This window comes from Moritella sp. 24 (assembly GCF_018219155.1).
Lineage (GTDB): Bacteria > Pseudomonadota > Gammaproteobacteria > Enterobacterales > Moritellaceae > Moritella.
The window spans coordinates 649,933-674,530 of the sequence record NZ_CP056123.1 but is presented as its reverse complement, the minus strand read 5'-3'; the positions used below and the strand labels follow the sequence as shown (position 1 = coordinate 674,530).

General features: G+C 40.1%; 22 protein-coding genes and 1 riboswitch. Of the genes, 10 read left to right on the top strand and 12 right to left on the bottom strand.

Features of this window, described 5'->3' with window-relative positions; all coding sequences use genetic code 11:
- Nucleotides 1–263: 263 nt before the first annotated feature.
- The 3 genes from HWV00_RS03135 (at nucleotide 264) to HWV00_RS03125 (ending at nucleotide 2,847) form a co-directional block, all read left to right on the top strand.
- Complete coding sequence (locus HWV00_RS03135; RefSeq protein ID WP_211684661.1) at nucleotides 264–1,721, top strand: aminoacyl-histidine dipeptidase; 1,458 nt, start codon at nucleotides 264–266, stop codon at nucleotides 1,719–1,721.
- Nucleotides 1,722–1,871: 150 nt separating this feature from the next.
- The gene (locus HWV00_RS03130; RefSeq protein WP_211684660.1) at nucleotides 1,872–2,312 is read left to right on the top strand and encodes a phosphoadenosine phosphosulfate reductase; all 441 of its coding nucleotides are present in this window, start codon (nucleotides 1,872–1,874) and stop codon (nucleotides 2,310–2,312) included.
- Between the two features lie 133 nt (nucleotides 2,313–2,445).
- Nucleotides 2,446–2,847, top strand: a complete 402-nt coding sequence (locus HWV00_RS03125) for a hypothetical protein (protein WP_255554887.1) — start codon at nucleotides 2,446–2,448, stop codon at nucleotides 2,845–2,847.
- 72 nt (nucleotides 2,848–2,919) lie between these two features.
- Here the strand turns inward: HWV00_RS03125 and HWV00_RS03120 are convergent, their stop codons facing one another.
- Genes HWV00_RS03120 through HWV00_RS03110 form a run of 3 tightly spaced genes read right to left on the bottom strand, consistent with a single transcriptional unit; the run spans nucleotide 2,920 to nucleotide 7,158 of the window.
- Complete coding sequence (locus tag HWV00_RS03120; protein ID WP_211684659.1) at nucleotides 2,920–3,681, bottom strand: phosphoadenylyl-sulfate reductase; 762 nt, start codon at nucleotides 3,679–3,681, stop codon at nucleotides 2,920–2,922.
- Nucleotides 3,674–5,362, bottom strand: a complete 1,689-nt coding sequence (cysI, locus tag HWV00_RS03115) for an assimilatory sulfite reductase (NADPH) hemoprotein subunit (protein WP_211684658.1) — start codon at nucleotides 5,360–5,362, stop codon at nucleotides 3,674–3,676. Before cysI ends, HWV00_RS03120 begins: the two co-directional genes overlap by 8 nt.
- On the bottom strand, nucleotides 5,362–7,158 hold the full coding sequence (locus tag HWV00_RS03110) for an assimilatory sulfite reductase (NADPH) flavoprotein subunit (RefSeq protein ID WP_211684657.1): 1,797 nt from the start codon (nucleotides 7,156–7,158) through the stop codon (nucleotides 5,362–5,364). Before HWV00_RS03110 ends, cysI begins: the two co-directional genes overlap by 1 nt.
- Nucleotides 7,159–7,400: 242 nt before the next feature.
- Here HWV00_RS03110 and HWV00_RS03105 point away from each other — a divergent pair, with 242 nt between their 5' ends.
- Together HWV00_RS03105 and HWV00_RS03100 are read left to right on the top strand one after the other, a co-directional pair.
- Nucleotides 7,401–8,174 carry an enoyl-CoA hydratase gene (locus HWV00_RS03105; RefSeq protein WP_211684656.1) on the top strand — a complete coding sequence of 258 codons (774 nt, stop codon included), beginning with the start codon at nucleotides 7,401–7,403 and terminating at the stop codon, nucleotides 8,172–8,174.
- A 217-nt stretch (nucleotides 8,175–8,391) separates the two neighbouring features.
- On the top strand, nucleotides 8,392–8,742 hold the full coding sequence (locus tag HWV00_RS03100) for a DUF3802 family protein (protein ID WP_211684655.1): 351 nt from the start codon (nucleotides 8,392–8,394) through the stop codon (nucleotides 8,740–8,742).
- Nucleotides 8,743–8,823: 81 nt separating this feature from the next.
- Here the strand turns inward: HWV00_RS03100 and ilvN are convergent, their stop codons facing one another.
- The 5 genes from ilvN to HWV00_RS03075 all read right to left on the bottom strand — a co-directional run bounded on the left by ilvN (nucleotide 8,824) and on the right by HWV00_RS03075 (nucleotide 15,441).
- Entirely contained in the window at nucleotides 8,824–9,318 is a 495-nt protein-coding gene (gene ilvN / locus HWV00_RS03095; RefSeq protein WP_211684654.1) for an acetolactate synthase small subunit, read from the bottom strand.
- Complete coding sequence (locus tag HWV00_RS03090) at nucleotides 9,315–11,042, bottom strand: acetolactate synthase 3 large subunit (RefSeq protein WP_211684653.1); 1,728 nt, start codon at nucleotides 11,040–11,042, stop codon at nucleotides 9,315–9,317. The genes ilvN and HWV00_RS03090 overlap by 4 nt, the downstream gene beginning before the upstream one ends.
- A gap of 373 nt (nucleotides 11,043–11,415) precedes the next feature.
- Complete coding sequence (locus HWV00_RS03085; protein ID WP_255554884.1) at nucleotides 11,416–13,011, bottom strand: bifunctional diguanylate cyclase/phosphodiesterase; 1,596 nt, start codon at nucleotides 13,009–13,011, stop codon at nucleotides 11,416–11,418.
- A 267-nt stretch (nucleotides 13,012–13,278) separates the two neighbouring features.
- A complete protein-coding gene (locus HWV00_RS03080) occupies nucleotides 13,279–15,087 on the bottom strand; it encodes a long-chain fatty acid--CoA ligase (protein WP_211684652.1) in 1,809 nt (602 codons plus the stop codon).
- Nucleotides 15,088–15,291: 204 nt separating this feature from the next.
- Nucleotides 15,292–15,441 carry a 2-isopropylmalate synthase gene (locus HWV00_RS03075; protein WP_211684651.1) on the bottom strand — a complete coding sequence of 50 codons (150 nt, stop codon included), beginning with the start codon at nucleotides 15,439–15,441 and terminating at the stop codon, nucleotides 15,292–15,294.
- A gap of 293 nt (nucleotides 15,442–15,734) precedes the next feature.
- On the opposite strand from HWV00_RS03075, the gene leuA reads away from it, so the two are divergent.
- Together leuA and leuB are read left to right on the top strand one after the other, a co-directional pair.
- The gene (gene leuA, locus HWV00_RS03070; RefSeq protein ID WP_211684650.1) at nucleotides 15,735–17,300 is read left to right on the top strand and encodes a 2-isopropylmalate synthase; all 1,566 of its coding nucleotides are present in this window, start codon (nucleotides 15,735–15,737) and stop codon (nucleotides 17,298–17,300) included.
- Between the two features lie 36 nt (nucleotides 17,301–17,336).
- Complete coding sequence (leuB, locus tag HWV00_RS03065) at nucleotides 17,337–18,434, top strand: 3-isopropylmalate dehydrogenase (RefSeq protein ID WP_211684649.1); 1,098 nt, start codon at nucleotides 17,337–17,339, stop codon at nucleotides 18,432–18,434.
- 114 nt (nucleotides 18,435–18,548) lie between these two features.
- Here leuB and HWV00_RS03060 read toward each other — a convergent pair whose 3' ends face one another.
- Complete coding sequence (locus HWV00_RS03060; protein ID WP_211684648.1) at nucleotides 18,549–18,839, bottom strand: PilZ domain-containing protein; 291 nt, start codon at nucleotides 18,837–18,839, stop codon at nucleotides 18,549–18,551.
- A gap of 183 nt (nucleotides 18,840–19,022) precedes the next feature.
- Nucleotides 19,023–19,136, top strand: a riboswitch (TPP riboswitch).
- A gap of 38 nt (nucleotides 19,137–19,174) precedes the next feature.
- On the opposite strand from HWV00_RS03060, the gene thiB reads away from it, so the two are divergent.
- The 3 genes from thiB to thiQ are packed head-to-tail and all read left to right on the top strand — an operon-like array spanning nucleotide 19,175 to nucleotide 22,539.
- Complete coding sequence (thiB, locus tag HWV00_RS03055) at nucleotides 19,175–20,188, top strand: thiamine ABC transporter substrate binding subunit (RefSeq protein WP_211684647.1); 1,014 nt, start codon at nucleotides 19,175–19,177, stop codon at nucleotides 20,186–20,188.
- Between the two features lie 13 nt (nucleotides 20,189–20,201).
- Nucleotides 20,202–21,806: a thiamine/thiamine pyrophosphate ABC transporter permease gene (thiP, locus tag HWV00_RS03050; protein ID WP_211684646.1), complete on the top strand. Its 1,605-nt coding sequence runs from the start codon at nucleotides 20,202–20,204 to the stop codon at nucleotides 21,804–21,806.
- Nucleotides 21,799–22,539: a thiamine ABC transporter ATP-binding protein ThiQ gene (thiQ, locus tag HWV00_RS03045; RefSeq protein WP_211684645.1), complete on the top strand. Its 741-nt coding sequence runs from the start codon at nucleotides 21,799–21,801 to the stop codon at nucleotides 22,537–22,539. Before thiP ends, thiQ begins: the two co-directional genes overlap by 8 nt.
- A 114-nt stretch (nucleotides 22,540–22,653) precedes the next feature.
- Here thiQ and HWV00_RS03040 read toward each other — a convergent pair whose 3' ends face one another.
- The 3 genes from HWV00_RS03040 to HWV00_RS03030 are packed head-to-tail and all read right to left on the bottom strand — an operon-like array spanning nucleotide 22,654 to nucleotide 24,587.
- The gene (locus HWV00_RS03040) at nucleotides 22,654–22,983 is read right to left on the bottom strand and encodes a hypothetical protein (protein ID WP_211684644.1); all 330 of its coding nucleotides are present in this window, start codon (nucleotides 22,981–22,983) and stop codon (nucleotides 22,654–22,656) included.
- 15 nt (nucleotides 22,984–22,998) lie between these two features.
- Complete coding sequence (locus HWV00_RS03035) at nucleotides 22,999–23,367, bottom strand: cytochrome C (protein ID WP_211684643.1); 369 nt, start codon at nucleotides 23,365–23,367, stop codon at nucleotides 22,999–23,001.
- On the bottom strand, nucleotides 23,364–24,587 hold the full coding sequence (locus tag HWV00_RS03030; RefSeq protein WP_211684642.1) for a sulfite oxidase: 1,224 nt from the start codon (nucleotides 24,585–24,587) through the stop codon (nucleotides 23,364–23,366). The genes HWV00_RS03035 and HWV00_RS03030 overlap by 4 nt, the downstream gene beginning before the upstream one ends.
- Nucleotides 24,588–24,598 lie beyond the last annotated feature (11 nt).

Sequence of the window (24,598 nt, the reverse complement as noted above, 5' to 3'; positions counted from 1 at the left end):
CGAAGGGTTTACGTACAAAAACACTGAATATTGTACACTCAATTTGTAACCCGTAAAGATACCAGCACTTGACTCTCAGGACAAGTTATTGACCACTATTTACTCCTTATTGAGTACCGATATAGTGAAACTTGTTTACAGTATCGCATAACCATATATTAGCACTGTATCTTTGGAACATTCCTCTTTACTATCTTAAAAAACTAGAACATCCTTTGTATCATGCTAAATATAATAACTAATTCCAATTAAGGAGCTACCAAGTGGCAAATTTAAGTAATTTAGAACCGCAAGTTGTTTGGAATATTTTTGAGCAAATGTGTGCAAACCCACGCCCTTCAAAACACGAAGAAAAAGTATCAGCGTGGATCCAACAATTAGCAAAAGATCACAACGTTGAATGTAAAGAAGATAACGTTGGTAACCTCATCTTACGCAAAGCTGCAACCGCAGGCATGGAAGACCGTAAAGGTGTCGTTCTACAAGCACACATGGACATGGTTCCACAAAAAAATTCAGATACCGAGCATGACTTTATTACAGATCCAATCGATGCTTATGTTGATGGCGAGTGGGTAACTGCACGCGGTACAACACTTGGTGCCGATAACGGTATTGGTCTTGCTGCAAGTCTAGCTGTTATTTTCTCAGACGATATCGAGCATGGTCCACTAGAAGTACTAGTGACTATCGATGAAGAAGCAGGTATGACTGGCGCATTTGGTCTTGAAGCGGGTTGGTTAGAAGGTGAGATCCTACTAAACACGGATTCAGAAGACGAAGGCGAAGTTTACATGGGTTGTGCTGGCGGTATCGATGCCACAGTGTCTTTCCCTATCGAGCGCGAAGACACACCAACAGATCACCAAACATTTGAAATATCTATTTCTGGCCTAAGAGGCGGTCACTCTGGTGTTGATATTCACCTTGGTCGCGGTAATGCGAACAAACTACTGGCTCGTTTCTTAAAAGAAGCTGGTCGCGATATGGGTGTTCGCCTTGTTGAGATTAATGGTGGCTCACTACGTAACGCAATTCCACGTGAAGCTTTTGCAGTTATTACTGTTGCACCAGCACAACGTGAAGAGTTTAAAGCATGTTTAGAATTCTTTGCTAAAACAATTAAAAAAGAGCTTACAGCGACAGAACCTGATTTCTCAATCTCACTGTTCCCAGTTCCAAATGAACCAACAGTGATGACTCAAGATTGCCAAACTCGCCTTGTTGCAGCACTTAACGGTGTCTTCAATGGTGTAATGCGCATGAGTGATGAAATCGAGGGCGTAGTTGAAACATCATCTAACCTTGGTGTTATTCAATCACGCGGTAAAACGGTACATATTCAATGCTTGATCCGTTCTTTAGCTGACTCTTGCCGTCTTGATGCACAAGAAATTATTGCATCGGTATTTGAACTTGCGGGTGCCGACGTAAAATTTGATGGTGCTTACCCAGGTTGGAAACCAGACACAACTTCACCAGTGATGCAGATCATGCGTGACGTATATGAAAAAGAGTTTGGTTCTGTACCAAAAATCATGGTTATCCATGCTGGTCTAGAATGTGGTTTATTCAAAACTTCATACCCAACCATGGACATGGCATCATTTGGCCCAACAATCTGTTTCCCACATTCTCCAGATGAGAAAGTGAACATCGAAACAGTTGGCATGTTCTGGAAATACTTACTTGCGATCTTAAAAGCGATCCCAGCTAAGTAAGCTAAAACACGCTATATCGATTAACTCATTTACGTTGAGTCTTCGAACCGTTATCACAAAGCCAAGTCTCGTACTTGGCTTTTTTGTAGCTAACATACTAATATAACGTCAATATCACCTTCTTAAAAAATCCATTAGCGGTGTACACCTATGAATGAGATCCTCGAACTGCAGACTAATCAAGTTTCTTTTATCAGTGGTTTAATGGCTGGTTTCTCTTTATCTATTGCAGCGCAAATTTTACGACATCAACGTAAAAGTATCTATAGTACGATTACACTTTTAATGTTCACACTCACGTCGTTATTATTCGTTGTCGCGCTATATATTGATGTTCGCCTCAGTATTGAGGTCGCAACGATCACGACGTTCTCCCCAGCAGTATTAGAACAAATCAGCCAAGTACGTGCGATCGGAACAACCTCTGCGAGTATCGCCCTATTTCTCTTTATTATCGCAATAGGTATGCTGACGTGGCTACAGGGTAAAATAGCAGGTATATGTGGAACAGTACTCGCCTTCACAACCATATTGTTGATCATTATCGCTAAATACCAAATAGATGCGATAGCACAACGGCTACACATGTAACATTCATCCTAGCAGCAACAAGCATGCCCTTATACCCATTGGGGGATGCCGTATTGATGCAATATTTGTTACAATTTAACAGTATTAACGATTCTATTTATATTAGTTATCCTATTTAAAGAATAAGCGAGTGATGATGAAAAAAATTTCCATTTTAATAATCAGCCTAGCAAGTTGCTTTTCGACATTTGCAGCTCAAGCAAACAGCGCAGATGACGCATGGGATGCTTCTAAAGACGCAATGGGAGAAGCATGGAATAAAACCAAAGAAGCAACAGAAAAAGCAATGGAAGCCGCGAAAAGTAAAACGGATGAGCTATTAGAAGATAGTGCGGATAACAGCGATGAATGGCTTGAATCCTTAAAACAAGGTGCAGAGGCAGGCTGGGATAAAACCAAGAAAAAAGTAGAAGAGTTGCAAAAAGAATTAGATGAAGCCAAAAAATCGTCATCAGAAGATGAAACAAAAGAGACACAGCCAACACCAGAAGCAGCGCCGATTGATAACGCTATTCCTGAATGGCAAAAAGCTTAGTTCCAACGTATCAGAACTAAGCTTTATTAACGTAACGATTGAAAGTCAAAAATCGCTACAGCAGATTAACGGTTAAATACCACTGCCACCGACTTCATCATTGTCTTCATGTAAACCACACTCACGCTTCAAGCCAAAGAAGCGTGTTTCTTCTTCCGACATGCCTGCTTGTAATGGCTGAGATGTTTGCACATCGCCAACAGAAACATAATTTTGTTCCCATAACGGATGATAATTCAACTCGTTATCTTTGAGATAATAATGAATGTCTTTATTCGTCCAATCAATAATAGGCAAAAATTTAAAACAGCCATTTTGAATGGATAAAACCGGTAATGCTTCACGACTTGATGACTGACTGCGGCGTAATCCGGAAAACCATACTTGCGCATTCAATTCTTTTAGCGCGCGTTTCATCGGCTCTACTTTATTAAGCAAGTTATATTGCGTTATACCTTCAACACCCTGCTCCCACAATTTACCGTAACGAGACTCTTGCCACGCAGGTGACTGTGGTGCGGTATATATTTTCAAGTTAAGGCTAAGCTGCTGCGTTAACTCATCAATAAACTGATAAGTCTCAGGAAATAAATACCCAGTATCCGTTAGAATCACCGGAATATCAGGCTTAAACTGCGTTAATAAATGCAAACAAACCGCTGCTTGGATACCAAAACTTGATGATAATACTAATTTATCGCCAAGTTCGGTTACCGCCCAATCGACACGTTGCTGCGCAGTCATTTCCTCTAGCTGAGCATTAACCACAGCTAAAGCTGCTTTCTGGCTCGCTTTATCTAACGTTAATAATTCATCTAGGTTCAATTTAGCCATGAAAATCTCTCGACGCAATAATGACAGGTTTAATCACTTCACTGCGTACAACGAAATCACCAAAACGTTCGTCTGGTAGTCCACTTGTTGCCCACGCTGCAATTAATTCATCTAGAATCGTTAAGATCTCAGTTTCACCGATATTCTCACGATACATTTTGTTTAAACGCATGCCGTTGTTTTTCGCACCCAAATACATATTGTATTTACCTGGGCCCTTACCAACAAAACCAACTTCCGCTAGGAATGGACGGCCACAACCATTTGGACAACCCGTCATTCGCATCACAAAATGCTCTTCTGGAATACTATGTTTCGCCAGTAAACCTTCAACTTTCGTCACTAATGATGGTAAATAACGCTCTGCTTCAGCCATAGCTAACGCACATGTAGGTAGTGCAACACACGCCATGGAGTTTAAACGCTGTTGGCTTAACTCATCAGAATACAGACCATATAAGCGTGCAAGACGCTCTATTTGTTCTTTATCTTGCTCTGCAACACCTGCAATGATTAAGTTTTGGTTTGCTGTCATTCTAAAATCACCATTGTGGATCTTAGCAATTTCAACTAAACCTGTTTTAATCGGGTGTGTTTCAGTGTCAACAATACGGCCATTTTCAATGAACAGGGTTAAATGCCATTTATTATCAACGCCTTTGATCCAACCAAAACGATCACCACGCGTGGTAAATTCGATTGCTTTTGGCGTTTCAAATTTGATACCTGAGCGTAGTTCAACTTCAGCGCGGAATTTATCAACGCCGTTGTCTTCCATTGTGTATTTCAAACGCGCTCGTTTACGGTCAGTACGACAACCCCAGTCGCGCTGTACTGTCAGTACCGCTTTCGCGATTTCAACAGCGTCTTCGGGTTTAACAAAACCTAAGTCATCCGCTAAACGAGGGAAGGTATTTACGTCGCCATGCGTTGTACCCATGCCGCCGCCAACTAATACATTAAAACCAGCTAATTTACCGTTATCACCAACTGCAACAAAGTTTAAATCATTGGCATGAATATCCACATCATTGTGTGGTGGGATAGCCACTGCAATTTTAAATTTACGGGGTAAGTAAGTTGGCCCATACATAGGTTCAACTTCATTACTTGTTACTTTTTCGCCATCTAGCCATAACTCTGCATACGCATTCGTGTTTGGTAATAAATCATCACTTAAACGAATTGCCCATGCATAAGCTTCTTGATGCAATTCTGATTCAACTGGATTTGGCGTACACATTACATTACGGTTCACATCACCACACGCGGCAATAGAATCAAGGTTAACCGAGCCTAATGCTTGAATGAGTGGTTTCACCTGTGGTTTCAAAATGCCGTGATACTGGAACGTTTGACGCGTCGTTAGACGAATGCTGCCATAAATAGTCAGGTCACTGGCAATACGATCTATCTCTAGCCATTGCTCAGGCGTGCAAATACCACCTGGAACACGTGCTCGTAGCATGAAACTATGGCGAGGTTCTAATTTTTGTTTCTGACGTTCGGCACGAATATCACGATCATCTTGTTGATAAAAACCGTGGAATTTTGTTAATTGCATATCATCATCTGACAGTCCGCCAGTGATTTGATTTGCAAGACCTTCAGCAATGGTGCCACGTAATAAATTACTTTCCGTTTTGATGCGTTCGTTAACCGCTAATTTCTTGTCGCTCATCAGTAAACATCCCTCTGATAACGTTTATTTCGACGTAGTTCAGCTACATACTCTTCAGCTTCACTGCGCGCTAATTTACCTTGCTCTGCTACAATTTCGATTAATGCTTCGTTCACATCTTTCGCCATTCTGTCGCCATCACCGCAAACATAGACATGGGCACCTTGTTCTAACCAACGATATACTTCAATCGCATTCTCACGTAAGCGATCTTGCACATATACTTTCTCTGCTTGATCGCGAGAGAAGGCTACATCCATCTTGGTCAGCACACCCGATTTTAGATAGTCTTGCCATTCAGTTTGATATAAGAAATCATCTGTAAAGTGCTGGTTACCAAAGAACAACCAGTTGCTACCAGACGCTTCTCGAACATCTCGTTCCTGAACAAACGCACGGAATGGCGCAATACCAGTACCAGGACCAATCATGATCACTGGTGTTTCATCATTACTTGGTAAACGGAAATTATCGTTATGCTCAACAAAGACTTCAACTTCAGCGCCTTCTTCAAGTCGTTGAAGGAAGCCAGAAGCACCACCAATACGTTGCTCACCACCTTGCTGATAATCAACAACTGCAACAGTTAAATGAACTTCACCCTCCGCTTCATTCGGACTTGATGCGATAGAATAAAGACGAGGGGTTAATTTACGTAAACCACTCAGCAGTTGTTCTGCCGTTAATTTTGCTTTCTTTTCATCAATGACATCTAAGATTTGGCGTCCATAACAATAGTTACGCAGCGCTGCTTTATCATCGAGTAATTTAGCTAATTTTTTCGAACCTGACAGCTCAGCATATGCTTGAATAAAACTTGGGTAACTCTGTGTTAACTCAAAACGATTAATCAATGCTTCACGTAAACTTTCTGTTTCGTTAGCCACCGTCACGATTTCAGCACCATCGAGTTCTAACTGATCTAAAATTGCATCAACTAGAACAGGATCATTTTTAAACCAGATCCCTAATGCATCACCTGCTTGGTAAGTAATGCCTGAATCTTCTAATGCTATCTCAAAATGACGGATGTCTTTACTTGAGAAACGACCCGTGATCTTTTGATTCACGAGTAATTCTGTTTTAAATGGGTTCTTTTTTGAATACGTATTAGCGACATGGTTAGTTGCGACAGCTGCAATGGGTGCAGCGGCTGACGTCGCTTCTTTTAGCGTAGCTTTTACAGCTGCAAGCGCTAATTCACTCCATGCTGTTACTGCATCATCATAATCAACATCACAATCAGCGCGAGCAACAACAGCTTCGCCGCCTAGAGCAGCTAAACGTTCATCAAACTCTAAGCCAGTCTGACAATAAAATTCATAACTAGAATCACCTAATGCACATACGCTGTATTTTAGCTCTGGTACTTTAGGTGCTTTTTTAGAGGCTAAAAATTCATGGAAAGTAATAGCATCATCAGGCGCTTCGCCTTCACCATTCGTACTTGCGACAATCAGCAAGTGTGATTCTGTTTTAAGTTCCTTGGCTTTATAATCAGCCATGTTCACAAGTCGAGCGGCGATACCTTGCGCTTGCGCTTGCTCATAAAGCTCTTCAGCAACACCTTTGGCATTACCGGTTTGTGAACCAAATAAAATAGTCAAACGTTGACCAGGTTGCGCAACGGCTCCCTGCGTCTGTACTTGACCTCCAGATGCTTGACTTATCCCTGCCAAATACCCACTTACCCACGCAGTTTGCGTCGGTGACAAATCATTAAGTGCTAATTGCAATTGTGATAATTGCATTTCACTCAATGGACTTGTCAATGATGATAGTTCCTTTAATAGCATATTACGGCTTCCACTGTGCTGAATTAACTAAAGGTTAACGACTGTTAAGGATAACCACAAAGAATAAATAACGATTTTTTATTCCATTTAGTTATATAACAACAAATATCTTAGTGCATGTATAACCACTACACCCAAAAGCCATTAACACAAGCACCACTTAACATTAACATTTATCATTCAAATTAGAGGCTTTACATGGCAAAATAGTTGTTTCAAAAAACCATCATCAGGATGATAAAATGGCTACTTATTTACTAACACAACTAAATGAACAAGGTGTATTAACCTTAACCCTTAATCGATTAGATAAGCTCAATGCATTCAATGGTGCTTTTTATACTGAACTCGCCGATGCTTTTCGCCAAGCAGATGCTAATCCAGCAGTAAGAGTGGTGATATTGAGGGGTTCAGAAAGTTGTTTTTGCGCTGGTAATGACATGGCTGATTTCATGAATGGCATGGATTTTTCTAAAGACCAACCTCTTGTTCAGTACATGCTCGCACTATTACATTTTTCAAAGCCAGTGATCGCTGCGGCAGCGGGGCCAGCAGTGGGAATTGGAACCACAATGTTAATGCATTGTGATTTAGTTTACCTTGCCGATAACACCGTATTACGCTTACCGTTTACCGACCTTGCTGCTGTACCAGAATACGCAGCAAGTCTTATATTACCACGTATAGCGGGCCATCAGCGCGCGTCAGAACTCATGCTACTTGCCGATAAGTTCGATGCTCAGACAGCATTAGAGATTGGTCTAGCGAATAAAGTATTACCCGCAGACGAATTATTTGCGATGGCAGAAAAAAGCGCATTGAAATTAGCAGCAAAAGCACCGGCATCACTACGTAACACGAAAAAACTAATGAAAGCTGAGCTAATTAGCCAAATAGAAAAAGTTATCCATGTTGAGCTCGAGCACTTTTCTGCCGCGCTGGAAAGTGAAGAATCAAAAGAAGCCGTTAGCGCATTTATGCAAAAGCGCAAACCAGACTTCTCAAAATTCAATTAACTGCGGGACTTAAATACCACGTAATACCTAAAAATAAATGACCAATATAGAACAGAAAATAGCACTTTATTTTCTGTTCTACTTTACCTATCGACACGGTCAGCGCATAATCAAGCCTTATACATGTTTATACCCCAATAGAACCACAACACCTTAAATTGTTAGTTATATTCGGTGCAATAGCATGTCATCCTTATATTTAAATCGGTAAATACTTATGATTACAAACAGTGATGGTTATATTCAGCTAATCCACTTTTTGGCTAATAACTTGGCTATTTTTGAACACCACACTCAGCAAAAAGTGTCTATTACTGACACCATCGGAGATATCTTTTCAGAGCATATCGCGAGTAATACCATGGCAGTTTGTAATCAACATAAACAACTCACAGAAAAACATCGTTTTGTTATTATCCGCGAAATCGATGCTATTGTTGGGGATTTAGAAGAAGTATTGTCAAGTGTTTGGGACGTTTCGCCAAGTAACCAGCAGATGGAATTTATCGAAGAGTTTACGGGTTTAATGAAAAACTTATTTGATAGTGAAATATCTAAATTAGTCTAAAGCGACTCAAATATAAAATAATGCCAAATAAAAAGCCAGCTCATAAGTGAACTGGCTTTTTTGATTCATACAAAAACTAAATTATGCTTTTAAACAACGATCACCGCGGGCGATACCACAAACACCACTTCGCACCACTTCTACAATCTCGGTATGCGACGCTAATGTTTGGATGAAGGCGTCAAGCTTATCGCTATCACCTGCAAGTTGTACTGTATAAAGAGAATCTGTAATATCAACAATTTGACCACGGAAGATATCTGACGTGCGTTTTACTTCTGCACGAACAAAACCAGCCGCCTTTACTTTAATCAGTAGCAACTCACGCTCAATATGTGCGCCTTCAGTAAGATCACTTACTTTTAACACATCAATAAGCTTGTTAAGTTGCTTCATGACTTGCTCGATAACAGCACGGTCACCGTTTGTTACCAGCGTCAAACGCGATAATGTTTCATCATCCGTTGTTGAAACGGTTAATGATTCAATGTTGTAACCACGTTGTGAGAACAGACCAACAATACGTGACAAAGCACCAGATTCATTTTCTGTTAATATTGAAATTATACGTCTCATGATGTGGTTTTCTCCGTCTTACTTAAATACATATCGTCCATTGCACCGTATTTGATTTGCATCGGATATACATGTTCTTCTGGATCAATAATGATATCCATGAATACAACACGGTTTTTATTTTCTTCCGAGAAACATTCAGCAAAGGCTTTATCAAGATCTTCAGGTTTACTAACTTGAATACCAACGTGATGATAAGCTTCAGCTAATTTAACAAAGTCAGGCATAGACTCCATATAAGAATGAGAGTGACGACCATCATAGAACATCTTCTGCCACTGCTTAACCATGCCTAATGCACCGTTATTCAGGGTTATAATCTTAACGGCAATACCATACTGTAGACACGTTGATAACTCTTGGATGTTCATTTGAATAGAGCCATCACCCGAGATACAACATACTACTTTTTCTGGGTGTGCAATTTTAGCACCCATTGCAGCAGGGAAACCAAAGCCCATCGTACCTAGACCACCAGAGTTAATCCATTGGCGCGGCTTATCATACGGGTAATACAAAGCACCAAACATCTGATGTTGTCCAACATCCGATGCAATAATAGCTTTACCATCAGTATGCTTATACAAGGCTTGAATTGCAGCTTGCGGCTTAATTGATGTGCCAGTTTCATAACTTAAGCATTGCTTAGTACGCCAGCCATCAACTTGTTTCCACCAAATCGCACGTTCTTCTTCATTCGCTACTACGTCTAGCTCGTCAATAATATCAAGCATCTGCTCAACAACGACGTCGATAGAACCTACAATAGGAATATCAGCATGTACTGTTTTAGAGATTGATGTCGGATCAATGTCAACATGGATGATTTTTGCTTCTGGGCAGAATTTATCAATCGCATTCGTTACACGATCATCAAAACGTGCACCTAAACAGATAATTAGATCTGAGTTATGCATCGTTTTATTCGCTTCGAACGTACCGTGCATACCTAACATACCTATATTCTGAGGGTGTGTGCCAGGGAATATACCCAGCCCCATCAAGGTATTTGTAACGGGTAGATTTAACTGCTCTGCAAATTTCAATACTTGCGTTTCTGCATTAGCAAGTACAGCACCACCACCAACGTATAACACTGGTTTTTTAGCAGTTGAAATTGCTTTAACAGCTTTACGTACTTGCCCTTTATGACCCGATTTAACTGGGTTATATGAACGCATAGAAACGTTTTCAGGGTACTTGTACGGAAATTTAGCTAACGGGTTTTGTGTATCTTTTGGCAAATCAATAACAACTGGCCCAGGACGACCTGTTGACGCGATGTAAAACGCTTTTTTGATTGCATCAGGAATATCAGCAGCTGTTTTACATAAAAAACTGTGTTTTACGACTGGACGAGATACGCCCATCATATCTGTTTCTTGGAATGCATCATTACCGATCATTGATGTCGGAACCTGACCTGATAATACAACTAGAGGAATTGAATCCATATACGCTGTTGCAATACCAGTAATACAGTTTGTAGCACCAGGTCCTGATGTTACAAGGACGGTACCAACTTTCCCTGTTGAACGTGCATAACCATCTGCAGCATGTACTGCAGCTTGCTCATGACGCACTAAAAAATGTTCAATTTGACTTGATTCGAATAACGCATCATAAATATCAAGAACAGAGCCACCAGGATAACCGAAGATATGCTCAATACCCTCATCTTCCAGTGAGCGGATTACCATTTCGGCACCAGACAACATTTCCATAAGCAGGCCCTCCCGGCCCATATCCTAATTCTAGTTTGACAACTGTTCACATTGTAACAAATTGATTACAACTTTAAACTTCCCATTGAATTAGATTTAACTTTATTTTTATTGGTTTATTTATAGAAATTAACAAAATAAAATCATCTTTAAAAGTGATATGAGAAATTAAATATCAAAAAAAATCGTCATTATCACTAATAACGATATTTTTCAGTCTTAAATATGGGGTAAATCAACAAAAAAAAGATACCAAGCAATTGATTTTAAATAAATAATTCTCACCATTGGTATATCAAGCACAACATGATGAGACATAAATAAAAAAGGTCATTCAAACTATCACTAAAATATGAAATATATTTAACGATGTTTACGCTTGATCAATAACATCAATGGCAACATTTTCATTTCTATTTGCTAACCACATGTTTAATGTCGGCAATGACATCGGTTTTGCATACCAATAACCTTGCACTTTAAAACAACCTTGCTTTAATAAAAATTCAGCTTGCTCAGGTTGTTCAATTCCCTCACCAAGTAATTCAAGCTTCAATGCATCCCCCATAGCACAAATACCTTTAACGATATTTTGACTACGTTCCGAATCGACAACCCCTTCTATGAAACTGCGATCTAGCTTGATCCCATAGAATTGGAACTTGTGTAGATAACTAAATGAAGAGTAACCAGTACCAAAATCGTCAATCCACAATTTAATACCTAAATTATTTAATTCACGTAACACACCTAAATTATCACTGTCAGCATTCATTAATGTCGTTTCAGTAATCTCAAAATGAATCTGTTTCGGTGATAAAGAATGGCTAGCCAAAATACTTCTAACATGATGTACAAAGCCATGATCTGCCAATTGTTGAGGAGCAATATTAATCGCGATGTAATATTCCGGATTCGTTACCTGCAATAACGATAAATCGCTACACACTTGCTGAATGATCCACTTGCCCATAGGAACAATCAATCCCGTTTGTTCTGCAACAGGAATAAAATCATCAGGCGGCACAAGTCCTCTAACAGGGTGATGCCAACGAATTAACGCCTCAAAGCCAAGCTCTTTCTCTGTCGCAATATCAATGACAGGTTGGTAATAAATTTCAAATTCGCCACGTTGAATCGCTTGCGTTAGCTCTTGCTCTAAATGCACTCGATATTCTAGTTCTCTAAGGTATTCAGGTTTAAAAAATGCAATGCCATGCTTTCCAGATTCTTTCACCTTATACATCGCCATATCGGCTTTTTTCAATAGCGAATCGCTGCAAGTCCCGTGTTCAGGACTAATACTGACCCCTATACTGACCCCAACCGATATCCTCTCACCAGATAATTCGATTTTACGACGGATGTTTTTAAGTAATTTTTTCAATATAGGAGCGATATCTTTAGCACCTGAAATGCCATTAATAAGAATGGCAAATTCATCTCCACCAATGCGGAATATATGCGTTTCAAAGATGTCTGCACTGTCGTTATGTTCTAACGACAGTTTAATTCGCTGCGCGATAATAGAGATAACTTGATCGCCAACATGGTGACCGAGTGTGTCATTGATATTTTTAAGGTCATCTAAATCTAAAATACACAGGGCCGTATTCCCTTGCCCTTCCGCCATTGCCGTATCAAGCATTTCTAAAAATTTAAATCGATTAGCCAACCCGGTGCCATTGTCTAAATAGGCAGACAGGTCCAACTCTACAAGCTGCCCTTGCAACCTGTGTAACTCTAAATTAGTTTGACGTAGGACTCGCCGATAGTTGTACGTCTTGTAGATATAAATAACACTGAACACACTGACGATCGCGGTAATAACAAGGTAAGTAGGCGTTTCAATAACGATGTGACGTAACTCCAGCAAAAAGAACCACAAAGTATCGCTTGAAAACGCTAAAAAATAGACGCAAGAAAATAGAACAAGTAACCCACTACCTATAATTAAGGTTCGTATCACTGTATTCCATTGATGTGAAGAGTTTCTGGTATTAAGCCTGTTCATATTAGCACTATCCGTTGTTACCAATCTGCTTACCCATATTAGGTTAAGGTTAGTCCAGAAAAATAACAATGGCGTGAATAATTGACGACGCTTAGTAATAAACAGAGGAAAGTGTTAGGGCTATAAAGTTTTGCTCAGTAAGAAGTGTGATCCCTGAAATAAAAATCCCGCTGTCATTCAATAAAAATGCACAACGGGATTATATAGAATAAATACTAAGGCTTAATGCTTGGCATTTTTTCCTTTTTTAACAGTGCTATACATACTTTCAATTAAACTACTGTAGCGCTGTTGAATCACCTTACGCTTTAGCTTAAGTGTTGGCGTTAGCTCACCTTTCTCATTTGTAAAAGGCGATGCCATCAACTTAAATTTCTTCACTTGCTCAAACTTAGCAAGCTCTTTTTGCATCTCTTTAACACGCTCATCAAGCAATTCAACAATCTTGGTATGCTTGAGTAACTCAACATATGATTCATATTTCAAATTAAGTGTTTTTGCATGCTCTTCGATCGCTTCCTGTGCTGGAACAATCAAGGCTGACGCATACTTTCTTGCATCAGCAAATACAGCAACTTGTTCAATGAAACGATCGCGACCCAATGTGCCTTCAATTAGCTGTGGTGCAATATACTTACCGCACTCTGTTTTCATTAAGTCTTTTAAACGGTCAGTAATATACAAATAACCATTTTCATCAATCGCACCCGCATCACCCGTTTTTAGCCACTCACCCTCGAAGGTTTTTGCTGTTTCTTCAGGCTTGTTAAAGTAACCACGCATTACAGTCGGGCTTTTGATCAGAATTTCATTTTCATGACCTAATTTGACTTCAATACCCGGTAACACAGAGCCAATAGACCCTAATTTATAATTTTTAGAATAACAACTAACTGTCGCAACAGTTTCTGTCATGCCGTAACCATATTTAAGATGAATACCAATCGATTGGAAGAATAAATTTACTTCATCATCAAGCTTCGCACCTGAACAAGGGAAGAAACGTACCTTGCCACCAAATACAGCGCGTAATTTGCTGAAGACTAACTTATCAGCAATCGCATGCTGCAGTTGTAATAATGGCGAAACAGACTTACCTGCTTGCTTAACTTCAAAGCATTTTTTACCAATACCAACAGCCCAATGGAATAATTTTTTACGTGCTGTCGGGGCATTTTCTACTTTATTCATCATCGTAGTATGAATTTTTTCATACAGACGCGGAACTGCACACATCACTGTTGGTTGTGTGTCTGTTAATGCTTTTTGAATACGGGCTGGATCTTTCAAATATGTATTTTCAGCACCCCAAAATAACGCATTAAACGTCCAAATACGTTCAAACACATGACTTAGCGGTAAAAATGCCAATGACACATCATCTTCTTCTAAACGCGTTTCAGGTTCATTAAATGCTAACGCAGACTGGATATTTGTATAATCAAGCATCACACCTTTAGGTTCGCCAGTAGTACCTGATGTATAAATCAAGGTAACTAGATCATCCTTTTTAGCTTGTTCAATACGCAGTGAAAGTGCCATTGATGATGAGCTACCAGGCGTAAACTCGAGCATATCAGCATACGCAACAACACGCGGGTCATCAGGTAACGTGACAGCCGAAGAGAAAACAATAAGTGACGTTAATGATTCACATTTATCTAATAATGGCAGTGCTAGTTTTAGCTCTGCTTTATCACCAATAAACATACAAGTAATACTCGCATCATTAATGATATATTCTGCTTGTGATGACGTGCTACTTGGATACAGTGGCACAGATACAGCACGACACTGCTGTAGAGCTAGATCGGCAATAGTCCACTCTGGTAAGTTGTTTGACCAAATACCCACTTTTTCTTGAACTTGAAGGCCGCGGCTTAATAGATTATTTGCAAGCCCTTCTATTCTTTCACCCATCTGCTTCCAGCTGATACGATCCCAGCCAGCTTTAGTCTTACTCTTAAGGGCTGTTTTGTCTTGGTACTTTTCAATCCTATCTAGGATCTGATTTACGAAATGCTGACTCATGTCTATTTCTCATGTTAATGCTGGCGCGAATTCGACTCGGCTTACAGTTGTAAGCCCGAGAGGGTAGCCTGTAAAATATCATTTGTAAAATAAATGAGGATTTTATAACCTATTTAACACAAAAAAAGCGAATAATAACGGCATTTTAATTAAAAACGAGAACTTATCGCCGCAATTAACAACATTTTGAGGCATTAATCATATCTAATGATTAGCTAAATGTGACCAACTATCGAGTGGCTCATCGCAGTCATTCTCTACTAAGGAAATATCAATCCCCATCTCGGTTAACTCTTTCAATGTTAAGTCATCGGCAAGCTCAACCATTTCACCATTTTCATTTTTAAATAACATAAACCACCTCATGATCAAAAACCTATTTTAAGTGTGGCATAGATCAAGAAAAGGTCTAATATTCCGGCATAATAAAGGCAATGTGAAATTACCCCTATAAAAACAAGCTTTTTCCCCTATCTGTACATATACGAGCTCAAACTAAGTCACCCCAACACCCAATATCAACCACTCACTTCGCCATAAATTAATTGACAAAAAACAACCAAGCCTGTAAAGATTAAGACATAAAATTAATTTATACATATAGATGGCTAAAGCACATTTATATAACGGCAATTGAAGGATTCATAATGTCAGACCAGGTTATTATTTTTGATACGACCTTAAGGGATGGAGAGCAAGCATTATCTGCAAGCTTAACCGTAAAAGAAAAATTACAAATCGCCTTCGCGCTTGAGCGTTTAGGTGTTGATGTAATGGAAGTTGGTTTTCCAATTTCATCACCTGGTGATTTTGAGTCAGTACAAACTATCGCACGTAATATTAAAAACAGTCGCGTGTGTGCACTGTCTCGCGCTCTTGAAAAAGATATTGATGCTGCAGGCCAAGCGCTGTCTGTCGCGAAAGACTTCCGTATTCACACCTTTATATCGACTTCTGATATCCATGTACAAAGTAAGTTAAAGCGTAGCTTTGATGACGTACTAGGGATGGGCCGTCATGCAATCAAACACGCACGTAAATATACTGATGATGTTGAATTTTCGTGTGAAGATGCAGGTCGTACACCAATCGATAACTTATGCCGCATGGTAGAAGAAGCGATTAAAGCAGGTGCTACCACGATTAATATTCCAGATACTGTTGGTTACACTGTGCCATCACAATTTGGTGGCATCATTACTAATCTATTTAATCGCGTTCCTAATATAGATCAAGCTGTTATCTCTGTGCATTGCCATGATGATCTTGGCTTGTCTGTCGCAAACTCAATTGCAGCAGTAGAACAAGGCGCACGTCAAATTGAATGTACTATCAATGGCATCGGTGAACGAGCAGGTAACTGTTCGTTAGAAGAAATTGCGATGATCTTGCATACACGTCAAGATTTATTAGGTAAAACGACTAATATCAATCCACAAGAAATTTACCGTACCAGCCAGCTTGTTAGCCAGTTATGCAACATGCCAGTACAGAGCAATAAAGCGATTGTCGGTGGTAATGCATTTTCACATTCATCAGGTATTCACCAAGACGGCATGTTAAAAGCTAAAAATACCTATGAAATCATGACTCCAGAAAGCATAGGCTTAACTCAAAATAAACTAAACCTGACATCGCGTTCAGGCCGTCACGTCATCAAACACCGTATGGCTGAGCTTGGTTATAGTGATAATGATTATAGCCTTGATGAACTATACGAAAGCTTCCTGCAGCTTGCAGACAAAAAAGGTCAAGTATTCGATTATGATCTTGAAGCCTTAGTTTTCTTTAATAATTTACACGAAGATGAAGAACACTTTAAATTAGATTATCTCAGCGTCCAGTCTGGTTCAGGCGTAACAGCGACAGCTACTATTTGCTTAAAATCGCAATTAGCCACAAACGACGAGACGCAATCAACAACCGAAGCCGCGATTGGTAATGGTCCTGTTGATGCAGTTTATAAATGTTTAAGCCGTATCTCTGGCTTTGATATTGATATCGCTGATTACCACATTACCGCAAAAGGTGAAGGTAAAGACGCATTAGGTCAAGTAGATATAGTGGCTACATATGAAGGTCGTAAATTCCACGGTATCGGTCTAGCGACAGATATCATTGAATCTTCTGCGCTGGCTTATATTCACGTAATGAATAATATCCATCGCGCAAATGCGGTAGAGCAACAGAAACTTAAAAAACAAAATCAATAATAGTAATTTAATAATAAATAGAAAAGGCGGCTAAGGATGACTGTAACAAAACACAATATTGCTGTATTACCAGGTGATGGTATCGGTCCAGAAGTAATGGCAGAAGCAATTAAAGTACTTGCTGCTGTGCAAAGTAAGTTTAATTTAGAACTAACCTATGACTTTAATGATGTTGGTGGTATTGCGATTGATAACCACGGCACACCATTACCAGCAAGCACACTAACAGCGTGTGAAAACTCAGATGCGATCTTATTCGGCTCTGTCGGTGGTCCAAAATGGGAAGGACTTCCACCACAAGAACAACCTGAACGTGGCGCATTATTACCATTACGTGGTCACTTCAAATTATTCTGTAATCTACGTCCAGCAAAAATTTACGCAGGCCTAGAGAAATTCTCACCACTACGCGCAGATATCTCAAATAACGGCTTTGACGTAGTTGTAGTACGTGAGTTAACAGGTGGCATCTACTTTGGTCAACCAAAAGGTACTAAAGGCGAAGGCGCTGATGAAACAGGTTTTGATACGATGTTATATAGCCGTGCGGAAGTTGATCGTATTGCTCGCATCGCCTTTGAAGCAGCAAAACTACGCGGTAATAAAGTAACATCTGTTGATAAAGCAAATGTACTAGCAACATCAGTATTATGGCGTAAAGTGGTACTTGAAGTAGCACAGGATTACCCTGAAGTTGAACTAGAACATATCTATGTAGATAATGCTGCAATGCAGTTAATCAAAGACCCATCGCAATTTGACGTGCTACTGTGCGGCAACTTATTCGGCGATATTATCTCTGATGAATGTGCAATGATCACGGGTTCTATGGGCATGCTACCGTCAGCAAGTATGAATGATTCTGATTTTGGTTTATACGAACCAGCGGGCGGTTCTGCACCAGATATCGCAGGTAAAGGCATCGCTAACCCAATTGCTCAGATCTTATCTGCTGCAATGATGCTACGTTATTCTCTAAAACAAGAAGAAGCTGCACAAGCAATTGAACAAGCAGTTTCATTTGTATTAGAAGAAGGCTATGCGACTGGCGATCTACACAGCGATACAAATGCTAAACCAGTACAAAACACATCACAGATGGGTGATTTAATCGCGGCTAAAATCAGCGCTTAATTCCCTCTAGATTAACGCCGTCAATTTCATTTCGATTGGTGTTAATCGCAAAAAGGCCGATAGATGATATATTCACTATCGGCCTTTTTAGTATTCTAATATCAATAATTTTCATTATGTGAAATTAATAAATTCGACACCTATTTGATAAACATCGCTACTGTGTTCAATGCGCGTGACTTTTGCTTCAGCCTGCAAAGGTGGTACTCGCGTATCCCCTGTAGGTAAAAAGATACTGACATTGTCATTCAAAGAGAAATAACTATCAGATATATCTAAAGACATCCCACTGGCACTTAAATCACGGCAGATAGCAGTTACATTTTGTTGTTCATCGGTTATTTGAACTGGCGAATCGATTAACATTCGATGATAACTGCGTCGTTCCAAGTTAGCTTTTAGCACATCAATATCCCTCTTGTTGCTATAGTTTATAAATGATTCGAATCTATGACTAATTCGTCTCTTTTTATTAGTATAGTCATCATTTATTAACTCGGGCTATTGAAGAGTAATAATGCGATCAACATAGCTATTTTCGCCCTAATAATTAACTAGCACTTTAGAACAAATAAAAATACAATGTGCGCTCACTCATCGGGGTGCTACCAGACTTTTCATTGAAGAGTCAGCGTGGCTGAGATAACACCCGTAATAACTTGAACCAGATAATGCTGGCATAGGAATGAGATTCGACCAACTGAGTCATAAGTTCTATGCTTCACATTCTAGGAGTAACCGTGAAGCACACTATCAAAAAATTAACTCTTTGTACTGCCCTGCTATTACCCGCACTAACAACACCACTGGCTAACGCAGCCGATAAGCCTGTATTAAATGTGTATACCTATGATTCATTTGCGTCAGATTGGGGACCGGGTCCAAAAGTAAAAACAGCATTTGAGGCGGAGTGTAATTGCGAACTTAATTTAGTTGCGCTTGAAGATGGTGTGAGTATTCTTAACCGCGTAAAACTAGAAGGTAAGTACACCAAGGCTGATATATTATTAGGTCTAGACAACAACCTAATGGCTGAAGCAGAAAAAACTAAACTGCTTGCACCGCACCAGCAAGATACCAGCGTACTATCATTGCCAAATGCATGGACAAATAAATACTTTATTCCATTCGATTATGGCCACTTTGCATTTATCTACGACAGTGAAAAACTAGCAAATCCACCAGCGAGTTTGGCTGAACTGGTTGAGCGTAAAGATCTCAACATTATCTATCAAGATCCACGTACCAGCACACCTGGTCTAGGGCTCATGTTATGGGTTAAAGCCGTTTACGGTGATAAAGCACCACAAGCATGGCAACAAATTGCAGATAAAACAGTGACGATCACAAAAGGTTGGAGCCAAGCATACGGCATGTTCTTAAAGGGCGAAGCGGATATGGTATTAAGCTATACCACATCACCGGCTTACCACATGGTTGCAGAGAAAGAATTCAAATATAAAGCAGCAGAGTTTAGTGAAGGTCACTACCAACAAACAGAAGTTGTAGCTCGTTTGAAAGATGCAGCAAATCCGAAACTTGCAGATCAATTTATGGCATTTGTACTAACGCCAGCATTCCAAGATGTGATCGCAACAGGTAACTGGATGCTACCAGCAAAACAAGCGGCAGCACTACCAAGTGAATTCGATAAATTAATCACCCCAGCAAAAACCCTTGAATTCACACCTGAAGAAGTGGCTGAATCACGCAAATCTTGGGTTAAAGAATGGCGTAATGCTGTTACTCAGTAATTAGCAAATTGATATGATTTCCAATTCACATAAATACTGGTGGTGTAGCGCTTTGCTCGCCATCAGCATCATTTTAATTCTTGTAGGCGGTAGCTTTACCGCCCTCCTTAACTTTTCACAAGCAGAGTTAGACTTTAGCAGTGTACTTGCTGATTCTTACACTCAGCATGTTATCCGCTTTAGTTTTTATCAGGCTGCATTATCCACGGTATTGAGTATTGGCTTAGCCATCCCTCTTGCACGTGCATTTTCCCGCAGAGAGTTTATTGGTAAACAATTCATCATTAAGCTATTTAACTTGTCGTTAGTCTTGCCAATTATTATCGCGATCTTTGGCATTGTGGCTGTACATGGTAAAAATGGTTGGGTAAACCAACTGCTTAGTTTTGTTGGTCTCGATGCAGGTCATTACATTTATGGATTAACCGGTATTTTACTCGCGCACCTGTTTTTTAATGTACCGTTAGCCACCCGTATTTTATTGCAAACATTAGATTCCATTCCGAGTGAATCTTGGCGATTAGCCAGTCAACTTAACTTACAATCTCGCCATATATTTATCACCTTAGAATGGCCAAAGATAAAGCAACAACTCCCCTCGTTAATCAGTCTTATTTTTATGCTGTGCTTTACCAGTTTTGCGATTGTTATGTCTCTCGGTGGTGGTCCTGACTTTGCCACGCTTGAAGTTGCTATCTATCAAGCCCTCAAGTTTGAATTTGATATAGAGCAAGCCGTGGCACTGGCGATTATTCAGGTCGCGATTACTGTCGCGTTGATGATTTTTAGTGCCATTTTCTTAAAATCGCAACCGATGTCAGCACCTTCAGGTAATTACTTTCGTCGTCCAGATTGCCACGCGTTAAGCAGCAAAATTAGCGATGGAATTAGCTTTCTACTTGCAGCCTGTTTGTTAGCACCACCTATACTGGCTATTCTGCTCAGTGGTATTAATAGTAATACACTCTCGGTTATTCGCGACCCCATGTTATGGCAAGCCACTGGTATCTCGCTGCAAATAGCAATAAGTTCTGGCTTGTTAAGTTTGCTACTGGCCTGCGCAATCTTATTTTCGACACGTATCTTAAAAGTACGTTTTAAGTTAATGGCGCTGGCTTATGGTATCGAAAATATTGGCGCTATTATTTTAGTCGTGCCCGCATTGGTACTTGGAACGGGTTTGTTCCTATTATTACGCCCGTTCGTGGATGTATTTAGTATTGCGGCTTGGCTGGTAATTTTAGTGAATGCCTTAATGTCGTTACCTTACTTACTGCGTGTATTGAATCAACCGATCCAAGATAGCTTCGCATCATACGACAAACTTGCCGTCAGTTTAGGTCTATCACGTCTGCAACGGCTACGTATTATCGAATGGCCGTTATTACGGAAACCGGTGGCGATGGGACTAGGACTCGCCTGTGTTTTATCATTAGGTGATTTAAGTGTGATTGCATTATTCGGAAGTCAGGACATACAGACATTACCCCTCATGCTGTATCGTCAACTGGGCAGCTATCAACTCGATGCTGCGGCAGTGACGGCTATTTTTCTATTGACGCTCTGTGGTGTTATTTTTTATCTGTTTGAACGCATTATTGGAGGCAAGCATGCCTAATACAATCCCCCTTGATCGCGCTGATAAGCAAGTGTTATTACAGGTAGACAACATTACCTTTGCCTATGAACAAATGCAGATGCAATTTGACTTAACGGTGAATAAGGGAGAAACCTTGGCAATTCTGGGGGCGAGTGGTTCTGGTAAATCGACCTTGCTTAACTTGATTGCCGGTTTTAATCATCCCTTGTCTGGTGATATTCGATTTCAATCAGACTCAATCATTAAACAAATGCCTGCACAGCGACCAATAACAACTTTATTCCAAGAGCATAACCTGTTTAATCATTTAACGGTAAAGCAAAATATTGCCATTGGTTTAGCGCCAAACATGAAATTGGATAAGCACCAACAAACTGCGCTTGAAAAAGCCGCACAGCAAGTGGAGATAACCGAATTACTAAACCGTCTTCCTGGTGACCTGAGTGGTGGCCAGCGTCAACGCGTTGGTATTGCCCGCTGTCTCGCACGTAAACAACCTTTACTACTGTTAGATGAACCGTTTAGTGCGCTCGACCCTGCATTACGTAAAGAGATGTTACGTTTAATCGACAAATTAAATAACGAACATGACATTACCGTACTGATGGTGACACATAACCCGGATGATGCCCTGCAGATTGCAGATAATATTGCGTTTGTAGAAGACGGTAAGATAGCACTTCATGCACCCGCGGCTATTTTAGCTGATAACAATGCGCCTGAGATGTTGAAACGTTATTTAGGGAAGTAATCGATAATAGATGTAGATTGTAGATTGTAGATTGTAGATTGTAGATAAGATTCGGATGAAACGAGCCTATACGCAATGTATAGACTCGTTGCATGTGAGTCTTCTTAGCGGTGATTACAGTTTCTTTGGCTGAACGCTAAAGAAATAGGCAACATCAACCATATCTTGGCGAGTTAGATACGCGACTTCGCCTTCCATAAATGGACTTTTACGTAAGCCCAATTTAAAGTTATTCAATTGGCGAACGATGTATTTATACTTCTGCCCTTCCAGATACGGAAAGTAATTAAACTCTTCCAATCGGCTCTCGTTGTGACATGCTAAACAACGCTCAGAAAGCTGTTTGCCATTAGCTAAATTAGGCTTAATGATATCAGCATCAGATGCCATCGCAGTTGCAGAACCCAACAATAAAGCAGCAGTGAATGCTATTTTTTTGATCATGATTTAGTACTCACTCTATTTTGCCACAGGGGGTTGATATTCAACCGCTAACGGTAATCGTCTAAACGTGGTTAAGTCGATTTCTTGCTGGTTATAATAAGTCGATAAATAGTCTAATACCGGTTCCCAAGTATCACTTAAATCCCACAACCCTTGGCTATCAACCATCCACTGGATAGTTTCTCGCCATTCTTCTTTATTACCTTTATTCTGAGTAATAATTAAGCTGGTGTGACAAGCATTACATTGTTTATTAACCACTTCCCAGCCTGGTGCCATGATCAGACCAGACTTTTCATCGACTAAGTAATTTTCAACTTTTGCCGCGGCAGTTGTACTCGCGCCGAGCAAAAATAATAATATTAAATAGCGGAGTTTATTCATTTTTGCACCCGAACCGCAATACGGTGACAACCGTTAAACATGTAACCTTTTGGATTCCACTGTGGTTGTACTACAGGTTGCGTCTTACCTTCGCTATCGGTCGCTTTTGACCATATTTCGTAATAGCCGTGTTGTGGTAAATCAAGTTCGATTGACCAATCTTGCCACGCCATTTTATTTGGCTGTTTTTTCAAATCCGCAACATGCCAAGTCGTGCCATAGTCGTAGCTGACTTCCATCTTAACAACCTCAAGTGGACCCGCCCAAGCATGACCACGAACAGCTGTCTTCTGACCTAATTTAAATTCACTGCCTGTTTGTGGATGCGTGATTAATGATTTAACGATCATGTGTTCAATGATTTCAAAATCATCTAATGGCACTTTCTCGCCCGGTGCAACTGGGTATTTAGGGACACGATAAGCAGGTGATTCCATTTTCTTACCATCATGTTCAACATTACGAATACTGATACCCGTTGCTGCTTTTGATGAGATAGACGCAGGACGACCACCAAATACGATACGTAACGGATAACCGTGCATATAAGGAATTTCGTCACCGTTCATCGACCAAGCAATCAATGCATTATCTTCTAATGCATATTGAATTGGTACACCACGCGAAATCGCATCACCTTTACCACTTAAATGGCGATCAATACTGTGATGGCCGGTATAGACTGCATCGTCTTTAATACCACAATCTTTTAATACATCACTCACCAATACCCCTGTCCACTCAGAACAATAAACAGCAGAGTCAGTCCACTGATTACCTTTCGCTGACGGGTAGAAGTTCTTACGGCTGTTACCACCACACTCTAGCGTTAACGCATAAGTATGATGTTTAAATTTGCTTTTCAAATCTGCAATCGTATATGTTTTTGGCTGCTCACAAGATTCACCATCAACAGTGAATTCCCAAATTTTTGGGTCCATCGCTTTAAAGTCAGGTAATAAACCATTCCAACGTACAAACGGTACATTCGCAGGAGTCACCGTTGGATCTAACATATGATCAGCGACATAAGCATTTAGCGGGTTACTGTTCAGCACCTTATAATACTCAGGTAAGTCAGTTACCGACGACCATGTTAGCGAATCCACTTCCAGTGGCGATAGGCCTTTTGGTAAATTGCCAGCAAATACCCAATTAACCGGTAACATAGCACTCGCGCCGACAGCAAATGTGCCTTTAATAAAATCTCTACGTTTCATTGCTTATAAAC

Coding starts and splice junctions, on each gene's coding strand:
- HWV00_RS03130 (WP_211684660.1), top strand. CDS start 1,872: ATGAATGAGATCCTCGAACTGCAGACTAATCAAGTTTCTTTTATCAGT.
- HWV00_RS03125 (WP_255554887.1), top strand. CDS start 2,446: ATGATGAAAAAAATTTCCATTTTAATAATCAGCCTAGCAAGTTGCTTT.
- HWV00_RS03120 (WP_211684659.1), bottom strand. CDS start 3,681: ATGGCTAAATTGAACCTAGATGAATTATTAACGTTAGATAAAGCGAGC.
- cysI (WP_211684658.1), bottom strand. CDS start 5,362: ATGAGCGACAAGAAATTAGCGGTTAACGAACGCATCAAAACGGAAAGT.
- HWV00_RS03110 (WP_211684657.1), bottom strand. CDS start 7,158: ATGCTATTAAAGGAACTATCATCATTGACAAGTCCATTGAGTGAAATG.
- HWV00_RS03105 (WP_211684656.1), top strand. CDS start 7,401: ATGGCTACTTATTTACTAACACAACTAAATGAACAAGGTGTATTAACC.
- HWV00_RS03100 (WP_211684655.1), top strand. CDS start 8,392: ATGATTACAAACAGTGATGGTTATATTCAGCTAATCCACTTTTTGGCT.
- ilvN (WP_211684654.1), bottom strand. CDS start 9,318: ATGAGACGTATAATTTCAATATTAACAGAAAATGAATCTGGTGCTTTG.
- HWV00_RS03090 (WP_211684653.1), bottom strand. CDS start 11,042: ATGGAAATGTTGTCTGGTGCCGAAATGGTAATCCGCTCACTGGAAGAT.
- HWV00_RS03080 (WP_211684652.1), bottom strand. CDS start 15,087: ATGAGTCAGCATTTCGTAAATCAGATCCTAGATAGGATTGAAAAGTAC.
- HWV00_RS03075 (WP_211684651.1), bottom strand. CDS start 15,441: ATGTTATTTAAAAATGAAAATGGTGAAATGGTTGAGCTTGCCGATGAC.
- leuA (WP_211684650.1), top strand. CDS start 15,735: ATGTCAGACCAGGTTATTATTTTTGATACGACCTTAAGGGATGGAGAG.
- leuB (WP_211684649.1), top strand. CDS start 17,337: ATGACTGTAACAAAACACAATATTGCTGTATTACCAGGTGATGGTATC.
- thiP (WP_211684646.1), top strand. CDS start 20,202: ATGATTTCCAATTCACATAAATACTGGTGGTGTAGCGCTTTGCTCGCC.
- thiQ (WP_211684645.1), top strand. CDS start 21,799: ATGCCTAATACAATCCCCCTTGATCGCGCTGATAAGCAAGTGTTATTA.
- HWV00_RS03040 (WP_211684644.1), bottom strand. CDS start 22,983: ATGATCAAAAAAATAGCATTCACTGCTGCTTTATTGTTGGGTTCTGCA.
- HWV00_RS03035 (WP_211684643.1), bottom strand. CDS start 23,367: ATGAATAAACTCCGCTATTTAATATTATTATTTTTGCTCGGCGCGAGT.
- HWV00_RS03030 (WP_211684642.1), bottom strand. CDS start 24,587: ATGAAACGTAGAGATTTTATTAAAGGCACATTTGCTGTCGGCGCGAGT.